The organism is Pseudomonas asiatica (genome assembly GCF_009932335.1).
Taxonomy (GTDB): Bacteria; Pseudomonadota; Gammaproteobacteria; order Pseudomonadales; family Pseudomonadaceae; genus Aquipseudomonas; species Aquipseudomonas asiatica.
The window spans coordinates 2286892-2300507 of the sequence record NZ_BLJF01000001.1 but is presented as its reverse complement, the minus strand read 5'-3'; the positions used below and the strand labels follow the sequence as shown (position 1 = coordinate 2300507).

11 protein-coding genes are annotated in these 13616 nt (G+C 62.3%); 6 read left to right on the top strand and 5 right to left on the bottom strand.

Annotated features, from left to right (window positions below):
* Positions 1-64 precede the first annotated feature (64 nt).
* The 3 genes from GYA95_RS10705 to GYA95_RS10695 all read left to right on the top strand — a co-directional run bounded on the left by GYA95_RS10705 (position 65) and on the right by GYA95_RS10695 (position 3237).
* Positions 65-1219: a GNAT family protein gene (locus tag GYA95_RS10705; RefSeq protein ID WP_043935668.1), complete on the top strand. Its 1155-nt coding sequence runs from the start codon at positions 65-67 to the stop codon at positions 1217-1219.
* 72 nt (positions 1220-1291) lie between these two features.
* A complete protein-coding gene (locus GYA95_RS10700) occupies positions 1292-2410 on the top strand; it encodes a glycosyltransferase family 61 protein (protein ID WP_015270552.1) in 1119 nt (372 codons plus the stop codon).
* Between the two features lie 44 nt (positions 2411-2454).
* Positions 2455-3237 (top strand): AraC family transcriptional regulator, encoded by a 783-nt coding sequence (locus GYA95_RS10695; protein WP_161551389.1) that lies wholly within the window; start codon positions 2455-2457, stop codon positions 3235-3237.
* A 99-nt stretch (positions 3238-3336) separates the two neighbouring features.
* Here the strand turns inward: GYA95_RS10695 and GYA95_RS10690 are convergent, their stop codons facing one another.
* The gene (locus GYA95_RS10690; protein ID WP_015270551.1) at positions 3337-3918 is read right to left on the bottom strand and encodes a LysE family translocator; all 582 of its coding nucleotides are present in this window, start codon (positions 3916-3918) and stop codon (positions 3337-3339) included.
* A gap of 396 nt (positions 3919-4314) precedes the next feature.
* Here GYA95_RS10690 and GYA95_RS10685 point away from each other — a divergent pair, with 396 nt between their 5' ends.
* Entirely contained in the window at positions 4315-5886 is a 1572-nt protein-coding gene (locus GYA95_RS10685) for a TerC family protein (protein WP_015270550.1), read from the top strand.
* Here the strand turns inward: GYA95_RS10685 and rarD are convergent.
* Together rarD and GYA95_RS10675 are read right to left on the bottom strand one after the other, a co-directional pair.
* On the bottom strand, positions 5849-6736 hold the full coding sequence (gene rarD / locus GYA95_RS10680) for an EamA family transporter RarD (protein ID WP_015270549.1): 888 nt from the start codon (positions 6734-6736) through the stop codon (positions 5849-5851). The genes GYA95_RS10685 and rarD overlap by 38 nt on opposite strands.
* A gap of 32 nt (positions 6737-6768) precedes the next feature.
* Positions 6769-8355 (bottom strand): EAL domain-containing protein, encoded by a 1587-nt coding sequence (locus tag GYA95_RS10675; protein ID WP_015270548.1) that lies wholly within the window; start codon positions 8353-8355, stop codon positions 6769-6771.
* Between the two features lie 300 nt (positions 8356-8655).
* Here GYA95_RS10675 and hppD point away from each other — a divergent pair, with 300 nt between their 5' ends.
* Complete coding sequence (hppD, locus tag GYA95_RS10670) at positions 8656-9732, top strand: 4-hydroxyphenylpyruvate dioxygenase (RefSeq protein ID WP_013972820.1); 1077 nt, start codon at positions 8656-8658, stop codon at positions 9730-9732.
* Positions 9733-9748: 16 nt separating this feature from the next.
* Here the strand turns inward: hppD and GYA95_RS10665 are convergent, their stop codons facing one another.
* Positions 9749-10555, bottom strand: coding sequence for a CSS-motif domain-containing protein (locus GYA95_RS10665; protein ID WP_015270547.1), 807 nt, complete (start codon positions 10553-10555; stop codon positions 9749-9751).
* Positions 10556-10681: 126 nt separating this feature from the next.
* On the bottom strand, positions 10682-11368 hold the full coding sequence (locus GYA95_RS10660; protein ID WP_015270546.1) for a type 1 glutamine amidotransferase domain-containing protein: 687 nt from the start codon (positions 11366-11368) through the stop codon (positions 10682-10684).
* A 211-nt stretch (positions 11369-11579) separates the two neighbouring features.
* On the opposite strand from GYA95_RS10660, the gene GYA95_RS10655 reads away from it, so the two are divergent.
* Entirely contained in the window at positions 11580-13610 is a 2031-nt protein-coding gene (locus tag GYA95_RS10655; protein ID WP_161551474.1) for a hybrid sensor histidine kinase/response regulator, read from the top strand.
* The last annotated feature ends 6 nt before the right edge of the window (positions 13611-13616 follow it).

Below are 13616 nucleotides of genomic sequence, written 5' to 3'. Positions count from 1 at the left end.
TTTTACTGAATTGCTGTCCTTTTCCGATTGACCATGCTGTGTCTCAAAGGACGTCGAAGAAGAAATGAAAGCGACCTTGACGGCAGCGGCGAGGAAACTCGTCTCGCCCTCCATACGCTACGAAATCAGACACCTGGCCAGCAAGGTGTCTGAAGCGATGGCGCGTGCCTGTTTCTGGCGCTGGGAAATCGCCAGGTTCAGGTTGCAGCAGGAAAGCCCCTACGAAATCATCTATATCGGCCGGAAGCAGCAACGGGAAATGGCCAAGCTGCTGATTGCCGGCAAGGGTTCGGGCAATGCTGCAATTGTTGACAGCGCAAGCGCGACGGTAGCAGCCAACCACGTGGTGGTGGTCAGCGAAATGCCGACGTCGGGGGCATTGTCGGTACCGCATTACCTGAGCGCCGTGGTGCCGCTGGGGCGCTCGCTGGAGGATATCACCGCGCGCTACGACAGCGAGTTGCGGCGCAGCATCCGCAAGAACCGGCCGCTGTACCAGATGCGCCAGGCCCGGTCGGATGACGAGATCGCCATGGCCGACCGCTACCTGCTGCGCCCTTATGCCAGCGCCAGGCAAGGTATCCATGCCGCGCAGTTTCCCACTGAAGAAGTGTTCCGCATTGCCAGGGGCGTCGGTCGGCTCGACTTGATCACCTTGGGCGATGAAGTGATCGGCTGCCACCTGGGCTGTGAAGTGGGGCGTGGTGGCAAGCGTTATTGGAGCACCCTGCGTTTCGGCTATTGCGAGGCGGTGTTCACCGATGCACGGAAGTTGCGCGAGGTAAATTCGATCACCACCTTCATGGCCCTGGAGTGGGCACTGGAGCAGGGCTTCGACTATTACGATATCGGCCTTTGCCTGGCGCGCCCGGATGACGGTTTGTTGAAGTGGAAGCGCCGCCGCGGTGGCGATATCGACTCGCTGGGTAACCATGCCTACCTGTTTGTCCGCTTGCCCAGAACCGGCACGGCGAAGTTCCTCTGGGACACACCGATGTTCGCGGTCGAAGGCGACAAGCTCACGCTGCACCTGGGGTTGCCCGAGGGCGCGAGTGACGAGGAAGTTGCCAGCCGCTATCAGGAAATGGTGTTTGGCGGCCTGCACAAGATCTACTTCTATGGGGGCAACGGTACGGGCGAAACGTTCGTGGAAAGCCTGCGTCACCGTTACGCCAACCTGCGGTCACCACCCACCATGGAAAGGGTCACGTGCAGCTGAGCGGTTGCCAGGAGGCGTTGATCTGGCGCCTTGCGCCAGGCTTTTGACCTTGTCATCAAGGGAGGACGCTTCATGGGAAGCGACATCTCGAAGTTCAGTGCATCGCCTGCGGCCAGGCAGCACACCTGGACCCTGGCCGCCTACCGCTACATGGCGCGCAAACGGCTAGGCAGGAACAGCGGCATCGACCTCAAGAGCGTGGCGGACAAAAGTTGGGACATTGCCCCGGGGGAAGTCACGGTTTCGCCCCCGGCCGTTTTCCTGCCAGGCCAGCTGGAGCGAGTAACGGGGTGGGAAGGCAAGCGTTTCTATCCCTACGTGCACCCTGCGCGTACCATGGAAGGCGGCATCAGCACACTGCAAGGGCCAACCCGCGGCTACCTGATCAAGGACGTATGGCTGGTCGACGGGGCGTTGTACAAGGGCAAGGCCAGCCATTGGCTGTCGTTGAAGCCGGGCCCCTTTCCGAGCATCGTCGTGGAAAACGAAATCGACCGCGCGGCCATCTATTGCACGCAAAACGGCAACACGTGGTTCGGTACCTGGCTGATGGAGGATTGTCCGACCTATGCGCTGGCCTGTAACGAAGGCATACCGGTAACCACCGCGCCCTCGGCCAGATACCCGCTGTTTGCCCAGGCCCCGGCCTATGAAGACTGGCTGGAAATGAACCCGCTGCGCCTGCGCAGTGCGTTTTTCCGTGAGCTGGTGCTGTTCGATGACCAGGCCAACAACCGCAGCCGGCATGCCCGCTACCGGGCCATGGGCGACAAGTTGCTGTCGCATGTGCCGCATGCGCCACATCCGGGGGTGTTCCTGCTGCGTGGTGGCGATGGTGACCTGCGCCTGCTGCGCAATGAGCTGGCGCTGGCGGAGCATTTGCGCGCCACCCGCGGTTTTCGCATCGTCAACCCGCTGAAGTCCGATGTGCCGAGTATCGTCGCGGCCTGCGCCGGGGCGAGGGTGGTAATCGGTGTGGAAGGTAGCCAGTTGGTGCATGGGGTCAACGTACTGCAGGCCGGTGGTTGCCTGCTGACGTTGCAGCCGCCCAATCGGTTTGTCAGCTACTACAAGTACCTGACGGACCGAGACCACCAGCATTTCGGCTTTGTGGTCGGGATACCGGACGGCGATGGTTTCACGATCGATGTCGGCGAAGTTGAGCGGACGCTGGACCTGTTTCCGCGATAGGCGTGTAGTATTCAGGCGCATGGCAGCGGCGAGCGGGGTGAGGGATGATCGAGGTATCACGGTTCTGGCGCGACCCGGCGTTGCCCTTCGTCGAGGCCCGGCGGGTAGGGGACGGGCGCCAGGTGTGCTACGCCGCGCATTCCCATGAGAGCTTTTCCATCGGAGTGATAACGGGGGGGCGCAGCTCCTATCTGTACGGTGACCAGTGCATAGAGGTGGCTGCTGGTACCACGGTGCTGATGAACCCAGGTGTGGTGCATGCCTGCAACCCCATCGACGGGGAACACTGGTCCTACCTGATGATGTTCGTCGATATGCCTTGGTTGCAGGCACTGGGGTTCACCTTGCCGGCCCGGCCCTGGAGTAGCTCGCCGGTGTTGTACCGGAGCCTGTTGCAGGCCTTTGCCGACCTGTTCGACGCCGGCGTGCCAGACCGGGAAGGGCGCCTGGCGGCGCTGTTTGGCGCACTTCCAGGTTTGCTTGGCGGCGATGCCAGCGTCAACGACGAGGGCAACCCACGACTGGACACGGCGGCAGCGTTCATTCGCGTCCATCGTGGCGACCCGCTGAGCCTGGACGACATCTGCGCGGCGTGCGGCCTGTCGCGTTCCTACCTGATTCGCGCGTTCCGCCAACGCTTCGGCCTGACGCCGCATGGTTACCTGCTCGACCAGCGCGTGCAGCTGGCCAGGGCGCAATTGCGTCAGGGCCGGGCTATTGCCGAGGTTGCGCAGGAGGCCGGGTTTGCCGACCAGGCGCACCTGCAGCGGGCCTTCAAGCAGCACCTGGCGGCGACACCGGGGCATTACCGCAATGCATTCGGCTGAATTGCCATTTTTGGCGGTGGTGGCCCTATCGCCGGCAACCCAGCTCCCACAGGTACTGCGCAGGTCTTGAGGGCAGCGATAGGGTCGGTGCAGCCAGGCTCAAATGACCAGGTAGACCGCACTGCCCACGAGCAGCAGCGCCAAGCCCCGATTCAGCAGGCGCATGTGCCGTGGGTTGCCCAGATACTGGCGAACCACGCTCCCGGCCCACGCCCAGCTGGCCACTGAAATGAAGCAGATCGGCCCGTAGATCCAGGCAAACAGCCACAGCAGCTGCTGCTCACCGGCGGTATAGGCACCAACCCCGGCCACCGCTGCCAGCCATGCCTTGGGATTGAGCCATTGCATCGCCGCGCCGTGCCAGGCCGAGGGAGCCTGGGTGGGATGGGCACTGCCCAGTTGCCCATCGTCGCTGGCCAGCTTCCATGCCATGTACAGCAGGAACGCCACGCCGCCCCAGTGCAAAAGCAGGCCCAGCAAAGGCCAGCGCAGCAACAATTGATGCAGGCCCAGCCCGACCAGCACCAGCAGCAGGCAGAAGCCCAGCGTGGCGCCAGCCACATGTGCCAGGCTGGCACGCAGGCCATGGCGGGCACCGCTGCCCAGCGCAACGATGTTGACCGGGCCGGGGGAGATCGAGGCCGCCAGTGCGAAAGCGGCCATGGACAGGGACAGGCTCATGAGGGGGATCCGTTTGGTTGAGGTTGGCCTTCATGCTCGGGCATCGACAGCCTGCGGTATTGAAGAAAAGTACCCCACGCCCGGCCAGCGCATTTTTGTGTAGGAGCGGCCTTGTGTCGCGATCGGGCCGCAGAGCGGCCCCAGCTGTTGATGCAGCGCTCCTGAAACCCGGGGGGGCGCTGTGCGGCCCGTTCGCGACACAAGGCCGCTCCTACAAGGTTGTTACAGGTTTTGTAATAGTTTTGCGCTATTACGGAAAGCTGCTGTGCTTGTAGGATCATTTTCCCAATTTGCTAACAAGGTCTATATGAGCACCTTCGCGGAGCCCCCCAGTCCCCGGTCTTCCCGGCCTTCTTTCTCCCGTCCTCGTGACGCTGCCCTCGTGAGTACCCGCTAATGGAATGGCTAGCCGACCCCACGGCCTGGCTGGGCCTGTTGACGCTTATCGTCCTCGAGCTGGTGCTGGGTATCGACAACCTGGTGTTCATCGCCATCCTCGCCGACAAACTGCCGCCGCATCAGCGCGACCGCGCACGGGTCATTGGCCTGAGCCTGGCGTTGATCATGCGCCTTGGCCTGTTGGCCAGTATCTCGTGGATGGTCACCCTGACCGCGCCGTTGTTCGAGGTGTTCGAAAAGAGCTTCTCGGGCCGCGACCTGATCATGCTGTTCGGTGGCGTGTTCCTGCTGTTCAAGGCCACCATGGAGCTGCACGAACGCCTGGAAGGCCACGTGGCCCAGGCCAGCGGCACGGTACGCCATGCTGCGTTCTGGCCGATCGTTGCGCAGATCGTGGTGCTTGATGCGGTGTTCTCGCTGGACGCGGTGATCACCGCGGTTGGCATGGTCGAGCAGTTGTCGGTGATGATGATCGCGGTGATCTTCTCGATCGGCATCATGATCGTTGCCAGCAAGCCGCTGACCCGCTTCGTCAACGCCCACCCCACGGTGATCATGCTGTGCCTGGGCTTCCTGATGATGATCGGCTTCAGCCTCACCGCTGAAGGCCTGGGCTTCCATATCCCCAAAGGCTACCTGTACGCGGCCATCGGCTTCTCGATTCTGATCGAGCTGTTCAACCAGCTGGCCCGTGCCCGCCGCAAGCGCAGCCTGCAGCAGCACCGGCCGCTGCGTGAGCGCACCGCGCATGCCGTGCTGCGCCTGCTGGGTGGCCGCCGGGTCGAGGCTGACGAGGTGGGCGAGGAAATCGCTGACCTGGTCGAAGGCGGTGAGGAGCAGGTGCTGTTCGACCGCCGTGAACGGGTGATGATCAGTGGCGTGCTGAACCTGGCCGAGCGGCCTATCCGCACGGTGATGACCGCCCGCGCCGAGGTCGATGTGATCGACCTGGCGCAGCCGGCCGACGCCATTGCCCAGGCCCTGGCCAATTCGCCGTACTCGCGCCTGCCGCTGATCCGCGATGGCCGCGTGGACGAGCCACTGGGCTTCGTGCACAAGAAGGAACTGCTCAAGGAGCTGCTGTCGGGCAACCAGCCCGATCTGGAAGGCATGGCCCGAGTACCGCTGAACCTGCTGGAGAGCTTCAGCATCCTCAATGCCCTGGAGCAGATGCGAGGCCAGTCGACGCACATTGCTTTCGTCGTCAACGAGTTCGGTGACTTTACCGGCCTGCTGACCATGACCGATATTCTGGAGTCGATTGCCGGCGAGTTGCCGGATGCCAGCGAGGTCGAAGGCCCGGGCATCGTTCAGGAAGGTGAAGGCTTTGTGGTCAGCGGCGCGTTGAACCTGGGCCAGGTGCAGGCACGTACCGGCTTCTGCGCCCGAGCCACCGAGGACTACCAGACCCTCGCGGGCCTGGTGATGAGCCTGCTCGACCGCCTGCCTATGGTTGGTGACCGCCTGGCCTGGAATGGCTGGACGCTGACCGTGGAGGCGGTCGAGGAGCGGCGGGTGCGTCAGGTTCGGCTTACACCGAACGGCGACGTTGACGCAGCAGGTGCTTGAAACCCTCGATCACCAGTACCAGCACCGCGGCCCAGATCGGAAGGTAGGTCAGCCACTGATCCGGGCCGATGGTTTCGCCCAGCAACAGCGCAACGCCTACCAGCAGCACTGGCTCGACGTAGCTGAGCAGGCCGAACAGGCTGAAAGGCAGCAGGCGGCTGGCCAGCACGTAGGCGATCAGGGCCGAGGCGCTGATCGCCCCGAGGATCGGGATCAACGCATACAGCCCAGGGTGTGCCTGCAGATCCGCAGGGGAAAGCGGGCCCTGGATCACGAAATACAGCGCCCAGGGCAACAGCAGGCACATGTCGCACCACAAACCTCCCAAATGGTCGGTGCGGCAGCGCTTGCGCAACACGAAATAGATCGGGTAGCCGATCGTCACCACCAGGGTTTCCCAGGCGAAACTGCCATGCTGATACAGCTCGTGGCCCACGCCGAGAGCAGCGCAGGCCACGGCCACCTTCTGCAGGCGTGACAGGCGCTCGCCATACACAAGTCGCCCGGTCAGGACCATGGCCAGCGGCAGCAGGAAATAGCCCATCGACACTTCCAGGCTGCGCCCGTGCAGGGGCGCCCAGAGGAACAGCCACAGCTGCACGCCCATCAGCCACGATGTGCCGACCATGCCCAGCAACAGCAGCGGCGTGTGTTTTACCCGGGCGAGCAGTTCGCCCACCCGTTTCCAGTCTTTCGAGACAAGCATGAACAGGGTCAGGCAGGGCAGCGTCAACAGGGTGCGCCAGCCAAAGATCTCCTCGCCATCGAGCGGCGTGAGCAGAGAGGTATAGAAGTACATCACGGCGAACAGACAGGACGCCATGACCGACGAAAGAATGCCTTTTGACACGAATGCCTCGAATAGGGAATTGAGCAGGTGGATCAGCCGCGCATGATCTCAGGGGGCGCGGCTTGCGGCAACCGCGACGCAGCCGGGCGTGCGGCCAGCGCTTCGAGGAACTGGGCAGCCGGCATGGGCCTGGCGAACAGGTAGCCTTGCTGGAAGTCCACCTCGTGACGGGCCAGGTAGTCGCGCTGGGCTTCTGTTTCCACGCCCTCGGCAACGATGCCCAGGCCCAGCTTGGCCGATAGCTCGATGATGGTCTCGAGGATGTGCACCGACAGCGCATCGCCACCGATCATGGCCACGAAGCTCTGGTCTATCTTCAGGTAATCGACCTTGAACTGGCGCAGGTAGTTGAGGCTTGACTGGCCGGTGCCGAAGTCGTCCAGGGCGATCTTCACACCCATGACGTCGAGCTTCTCGAACAGCTCCAGGGCCACCGGCGTGGGCTCGATCAGCTTGCGCTCGGTCAGCTCCAGGGTCAGCACCACCCGGCCTGGCGGGAAGTGCTGGAGGAAGGTCCGGCAATCGTCCAGCAGGCTGAAGTCGCGGCAGTGGTCGGCGGTGATGTTGATGCCGATATGGAAACCGTCCTCCAGCAGCCCGGCAAAGGGAGCCAGGCTCTGCGCGGTGTGCATCATCAGCGCACGGGTCATGGCGACGATCTGCCCGCTGTGTTCGGCGTAGGGGATGAACAGGTCGGGGCGCACCAGGCCTTCGCGCGGGTGGTTCCAGCGCATCAGCACTTCGGCGCCGGCCCAGCGGTAGTCGCCCTTGCGCACTACCGGCTGGAAGTACGGCAGGAACTCGTCGGCCTCCAGGGCCCGGCGCAGTTCGGCACGGGGCGAGGTGGCGCGGCGAACCTGCCAGCGGCACACCAGGCCGGCCACCGCGCCCAGTATCAGCAGCAGACCGAACAGGGCGGGATAGTGGCTGAGCCACAGCTGGCCCTGCTTGTCGGCGCCGTAGCCGCCATGCACGCTGAACGGGTAACGGGTCGAGCCCAGCTGCACATTCGCGCTGGCCGCGGCAGGGGGCACGCCCTTGTGCACGATGCCATCCTTGCCCAGCCAGGCATCGCCCACGCGGATCTGCAGCTCTTCATCGGGGCCGATCAGGCGCAGCGCCGTCAGCAGGTGTTCACCATCGACCGTACTGATCGCGCCGCGGTCGCCATCGCTGGCCCGATACACCAGCAGCGGGTGGCCAGGGGTGACCGAGTTGCCGTCCATCAGCCACAGCTTGCCGTCGATGTAGTCGCCGGGGTTGACCGGCTCGTCGAATGCGCCGAACAGCGAGGTGCAATAAAGGGCGTTGTGCCGGAACAGGTTGGTCGAGCGCACGAAGGCGTTGCGCGTGACCTGGGCGCGCAGCATGAGCTGGACCTCGTCGCACGGGCTGTCGACAAGCGGCAGCAGAGCATGGGCAGCGCTGGACAGATTGTCGAGAATGCGCTCGACGTGCTCCACCACCTGGCGGGTGGTAGCCTGGCTGCTGGCGTGCATTTCACGCTCGATCTGCCAGTTCATCACGGCCAGGCCGCATGCCACGGGCAGCACGCCGACGACCCAGGGCAACAGGGTGCGCCAGCCGAGGCCGGCGCGGCGTTTGACGGTAAGGGGCATGCTGACCCTGATCTGTATAAAGGATTACGAGAGGATAGCCGCTTGTCGGGACCGGTGAGCAACTAAAGGGCGACAAACCATTTTACGCAATGTAGAATCCATTTACGAATACAACAATAAGGTCCTTCGATGCCGAAGGATCAAGCCCGCCGAGAATGGGTCCATATGACATACCATGGGTTCAAGCTGATAATAGGTGATTTCCTCGCCCGCAGCGTGCGGGGTATCCCGTGCTCCCCGCCGTTTCCGTTCCACATCCCACGCAATCAATAATCTTTCGCTGCAGATGAGGACACGAACATGGCTGATATCTTCGACAATCCGATGGGCCTGATGGGCTTTGAATTCATCGAACTGGCTTCGCCGACCCCTGGCGTGCTCGAGCCGGTATTCCAGATGCTGGGCTTCACCAAGGTCGCTACCCACCGTTCCAAGGATGTGCACCTGTATCGCCAGGGTGACATCAACCTGATCCTGAACAACGAACCCAAGAGCATCGCCTCGTACTTCGCTGCCGAACACGGCCCGTCGGTATGCGGCATGGCGTTCCGCGTGCGCAATGCCCATGAGGCCTATGCCCGCGCCCTGGAACTGGGCGCCCAGCCGGTGGAAATCGAAACCGGCCCGATGGAACTGCGCCTGCCGGCGATCAAGGGCATCGGCGGTGCGCCGTTGTATCTGATCGACCGTTTCGAGGAAGGCAGCTCGATCTACGATATCGACTTCAAGTTCATCGAGGGTGTGGACCGCAACCCGGTGGGTGCCGGCCTGAAGATCATCGACCACCTCACCCACAACGTTTATCGCGGGCGCATGTCGTACTGGGCTGGCTTCTACGAGAAGCTGTTCAACTTCCGCGAAATCCGCTATTTCGACATCAAGGGTGAGTACACCGGCCTGACTTCGCGTGCCATGACTGCACCGGATGGCATGATCCGCATCCCGCTGAACGAAGAATCGTCCAAGGGCTCCGGGCAGATCGAAGAGTTCCTGATGCAGTTCAACGGCGAAGGCATCCAGCACGTCGCCTTCCTGACCGATGACCTGCTCAAGACCTGGGACGCCCTCAAGGGCTTCGGCATGCGCTTCATGACTGCACCGCCGCAAACCTACTACGAGATGCTCGAAGAGCGCCTGCCAGGTCACGGCGAGCCGGTCGACCAGTTGAAAGCACGCGGTATCCTCCTCGATGGTGCCTCCCAGCCTGACGACAAGCGCCTGCTGCTGCAGATCTTCTCCGAGACCCTGCTCGGCCCGGTGTTCTTCGAGTTCATCCAGCGCAAGGGGGATGACGGCTTTGGCGAAGGCAACTTCAAGGCACTGTTCGAATCCATCGAGCGCGACCAGGTACGTCGTGGTGTGCTGAGCACCGAGTAACCCCAGGGTACCGCCGTCACGATTCGATGGCGGCGGTATCAACCCTTCTCTTGCCCGAAATGGTCAGGCCCAGGTACATGATGAACATGCTGGCGACCCCGACCAGTACCAGCGAGGGCAGTACCTGATGCAGGGATAGGCGAAACTCCTGGGTGGCGTATCCTTTGGGGTAACCGCCGATCACCACGTAACCATATTTCTGGGAAACCGATCGCTCGGTGAATTCGACCTGGGAGGGCCGTTGTGCGTCGCGGCTGTCTCCCTCGCTCCAGATATACAGGTCGCTAAATTCCAGAAGCAATGTCAGGCCGTCCTGGAAAGCACGCAGTTCGTCACGCAGCTGCCGACCGTACGCTGTTGCGATTATCCCAGGGTCGCTGTTCGGTCTCTGGACTTTGATGATCGCCGCGTTAGGCGACGATGGAGCGTCGAATGCCAGCTCTGTCTGCCGTCCGGACAGGGCAAAAGCCGAGTTATACGCCAAAGGGTCCATGTCCGTCGCACAATACGCTTGTTGGTCGCGGGTGAGTATCAGTGAACGAAGGTGCGGGCTGTTGGCGACTCTCTGCTCCAGCGTACCAAGTACTTCGTCACAGGGCTTGCCTGCCAATGGCAGGATCAGGTCCAGATCGCCTTCCATGCGGCCCAGTGCCTGGTCGATGCTGAAAATCGCCTCTTGAACAGAAACCTTGGCATTCTCCTCAAGTTTTCTATCCAGTTGATAGTTCATCATCAGTAACCCGGACAGTACCGGTATTGCGCCGATGGACAATATCAACAGTAACTTCCGCCAGTTGATGCCGAGACTCGGTATTGCTGCCATAGGACCGCCGCTCCGTTGAACCTTGCTGTTCGGGTTGAACAGGTCAGCGCTGATCCTATGTGCTTGATGATGCTCCGGCTGTAGGCCAAAAGTGTTGCGGTTTTACAGAAAAGCAGAACTTCGTTGTCAGCCTCGCTTCAGCCTGGCGAGCACTTTTTCGGCCAACTGGGCCGTAGAGGCCGGGTTCTGCCCGGTGATCAGCCGATCATCGGCCACCACGAACGGCTGCCACGGGTCTTCATGCTTGCTGTAGGTACCACCTCGGGCACCCAGCTCGGTTTCCGTCAGGAAGGGGACCACCTTGTCCAGTTCGACGAGCTTCTCCTCGGTATTGGAGAAGCCGGTCACCTGACGGTCCTTGAGCAACAGGCTGTTGTCGCTGAGCTTGATGTTCAGCAGGCCGACAACGCCATGGCAAACCGCCGCGACAATGCCCTTGTGCTCGTACACCCGGCGGGCCAGCTCTTGCAGCGGCTGGTTGTCGGGAAAGTCATACATCACTCCGTGCCCGCCGGTGTAGTAGATGACGCTGTACTCTTCTGCCTTCACCTGGCCAGGGCTCAAGGTGTTGCCCAGGCGGGTCATGAAGCGCTTGTCGTCATACCACAGCCAGTCCAGGTCGGGGGCCATCTGCAGGCTATGCGGGTCGACAGGGACGTAGCCGCCCAGCGGGCTGACATAATCGACCTCGTAACCGGCTTTTTCGACTTTTTCGACAAAGTGCACCGCTTCCCCCAGCCACAAGCCGGTCGCCCGCTTGAGGGTCGGATACTTGGCTGTATTGGTCAGCACCACCAGCATTTTCTTGCTCATGACCACGCTCCCGTCGGCAACCTGAATGGGCCGTTGCTCCCCCGGCCCGAGGGAAAACCTAATGAGCATAGCTCTCAGGTGCCAGTACGCCATATTGGGTGGCGTGTGTTGTGCTAACGTGAACCACATTCACGCAGCGCCTGTACTTTTTCTGAATCATGCTGGAGTCACGACAGTGGTCACAAATGGTACGCCGCGCGAGCCTGCGTCGATGGTCATCCTGCAGCCGTCTGTGCTGGCACCGGTTGACCTCATGGGCGAACGGATTGCACGGTTCGACTGGGGGCGTACACCGCTCGGGCCGCTGCCGCGCTGGCCGGCTTCGTTGCGCATTGTCGTCGACATGATGCAATTGTCACCGTTTCCGTGTGCCGTGGTCTGGGGACCAGACCTCAGCGTGGTCCACAATGAAGGCTATCGGGCATTGCGGCGGGTTGCCCCGAATGCATTGGGCATGCCCTTCGACGCGCTGTGGAGCGATGAATGGCCGGCGATGGGGCCGTGGGTGTTCAAGGCGCTCGAGGGGCGCTCGAGCTTTGTCGAGGACCCACCACTGCATATTGGCCGCGGCCAAGGCGGGGAGCCGTTGTGGTGTGCGTTCGGCTACACACCGTTGCACGATGAACTGGGCAACGTGGCAGGGTTTCTGCACGCGGTGATCGAAACCACGGCCAGCGTCGAGGCGCATCGCCACTGGCGGGAGCAGGCGCAAGAATTCCAGCGGCAGGTCGAGCGACACCTGGTGGAGCGCGAGCAGTTCTGGCAGCTGTCGCGTGATGCGATGATGACGGTCACTCCCGAGATGAAGGTGTGTGCCGCCAACCCCGCCTGGTATCGCATCCTGGGCTGGTCCGAAGAGCAGGTACTGGGCACTCCGGTGCTGGATCTGGTACATCCGGCAGATCGCGCTGAGGTTGAGGTGGCCGTTTCCGGGTGCCTGCAGTACCGGGATACCGAGCAGATAGAGACGCGCCTGCGCCACCGCGATGGCCATTACCACTGTTTTCGCTGGAGTGCACGGTTCGATGGCAGCCTGCTGATTGCCGTTGGCCGGGATATCACCGGGGAACGTGAGGAGGCTGCTCGTCAATCCGAAGCGCTGATGCGCAACAACGAGCGTCTGGAGGTGGTCGGGCAGTTGGCCGGGGGCATGGGCCATGAACTGAACAACTTGTTGTCCGGCATCGGTGGCAGCCTCGAACTGCTTCAGCGGCGCCTGCAGGAAGGACGGCTGGAGCGGGTGGAGGCGTATGTCGAGGTCGCGCGAGATTCGGTGCAGCGTGCCATGGAGCTGACCCATCGCCTGCTGGCGTTTTCCCGTCATCAACCTTTGGCGCCCAGGCCGCTGGATTTCAACCGGCAATTGCGCTTGAGCGAACCACTGCTGCGGAGCACGCTGGGCGCCGAGATGCGCTTGCACTGGCAGCTGGATGTCACGCCGTGGGCGGTGAACCTTGATATTTCCCAGCTTGAAAATGCCTTGATCAATCTTTGCACCAACGCCCGCGAAGCGTGCCTTGATCGCGGCAATGTCACGCTGCGCAGCATCAACCAGCGGCTGACAAGGTGTTTCCCGGATGAGAGCGGCCTGCCACCAGGCGACTACGTTGCGTTGTATGTGGAGGATGATGGCCATGGCATGCCGGCCGTGGACATTGCCAGGGCCTTTGAACCGTTCTTCACCACCAAGCCGGTCGGGCGTGGCTCAGGCCTTGGTTTGTCGATGGTGTATGGGTTTGTCGGCCAGTCGGGGGGCTACGCCTGGATCGAGTCGGCGCCGAACCAGGGCACCAAGGTCTGCATGCTTTTTCCAAGGTGGCATGACCCGGTACCCGAGGCGCCTGCGGTTGTGCACCGGACGCAGCGCATGGCCGGGAGGCAGCGCCTGTTGCTGGTCGATGACGAGCTCGGTTTGCGTGCTGTGATGTGCGAGTACCTGACCGAACGTGGTTTCGAAGTCATTGATGTGGGCGACGCCAATAGCGCACTGGAGCGCTTCCGCCATGACGGCCCGTTCGACCTGGTGATCACCGACATCGGCTTGCCGGGTGGTTTCAGTGGCCGCCAGGTGGCCAAGGCCATGCGCATGCAGCTGCCGTTGCAGAAGATCCTGTTCATTACCGGCTATGCAGGTCAGCCGATCGAAGCGCAGTTGCTCGAGCAGCCGGGCACGGCATTGATGAACAAACCGTTCCCGCTGGCGGACCTGGTGGATGAAGCGCTACGCATGCTCGAGGAGTGAAGCGGT

What these genes read in the sequence shown, in the direction of transcription:
- GYA95_RS10705 (WP_043935668.1), top strand. Translation starts at nt 65, where the DNA reads ATGAAAGCGACCTTGACGGCAGCGGCGAGGAAACTCGTCTCGCCCTCC.
- GYA95_RS10700 (WP_015270552.1), top strand. Translation starts at nt 1,292, where the DNA reads ATGGGAAGCGACATCTCGAAGTTCAGTGCATCGCCTGCGGCCAGGCAG.
- GYA95_RS10675 (WP_015270548.1), bottom strand. Translation starts at nt 8,355, where the DNA reads ATGCCCCTTACCGTCAAACGCCGCGCCGGCCTCGGCTGGCGCACCCTG.
- GYA95_RS10655 (WP_161551474.1), top strand. Translation starts at nt 11,580, where the DNA reads ATGGTCATCCTGCAGCCGTCTGTGCTGGCACCGGTTGACCTCATGGGC.
- GYA95_RS10660 (WP_015270546.1), bottom strand. Translation starts at nt 11,368, where the DNA reads ATGAGCAAGAAAATGCTGGTGGTGCTGACCAATACAGCCAAGTATCCG.
- GYA95_RS10690 (WP_015270551.1), bottom strand. Translation starts at nt 3,918, where the DNA reads ATGAGCCTGTCCCTGTCCATGGCCGCTTTCGCACTGGCGGCCTCGATC.
- hppD (WP_013972820.1), top strand. Translation starts at nt 8,656, where the DNA reads ATGGCTGATATCTTCGACAATCCGATGGGCCTGATGGGCTTTGAATTC.
- GYA95_RS10665 (WP_015270547.1), bottom strand. Translation starts at nt 10,555, where the DNA reads ATGGCAGCAATACCGAGTCTCGGCATCAACTGGCGGAAGTTACTGTTG.
- GYA95_RS10695 (WP_161551389.1), top strand. Translation starts at nt 2,455, where the DNA reads ATGATCGAGGTATCACGGTTCTGGCGCGACCCGGCGTTGCCCTTCGTC.
- GYA95_RS10685 (WP_015270550.1), top strand. Translation starts at nt 4,315, where the DNA reads ATGGAATGGCTAGCCGACCCCACGGCCTGGCTGGGCCTGTTGACGCTT.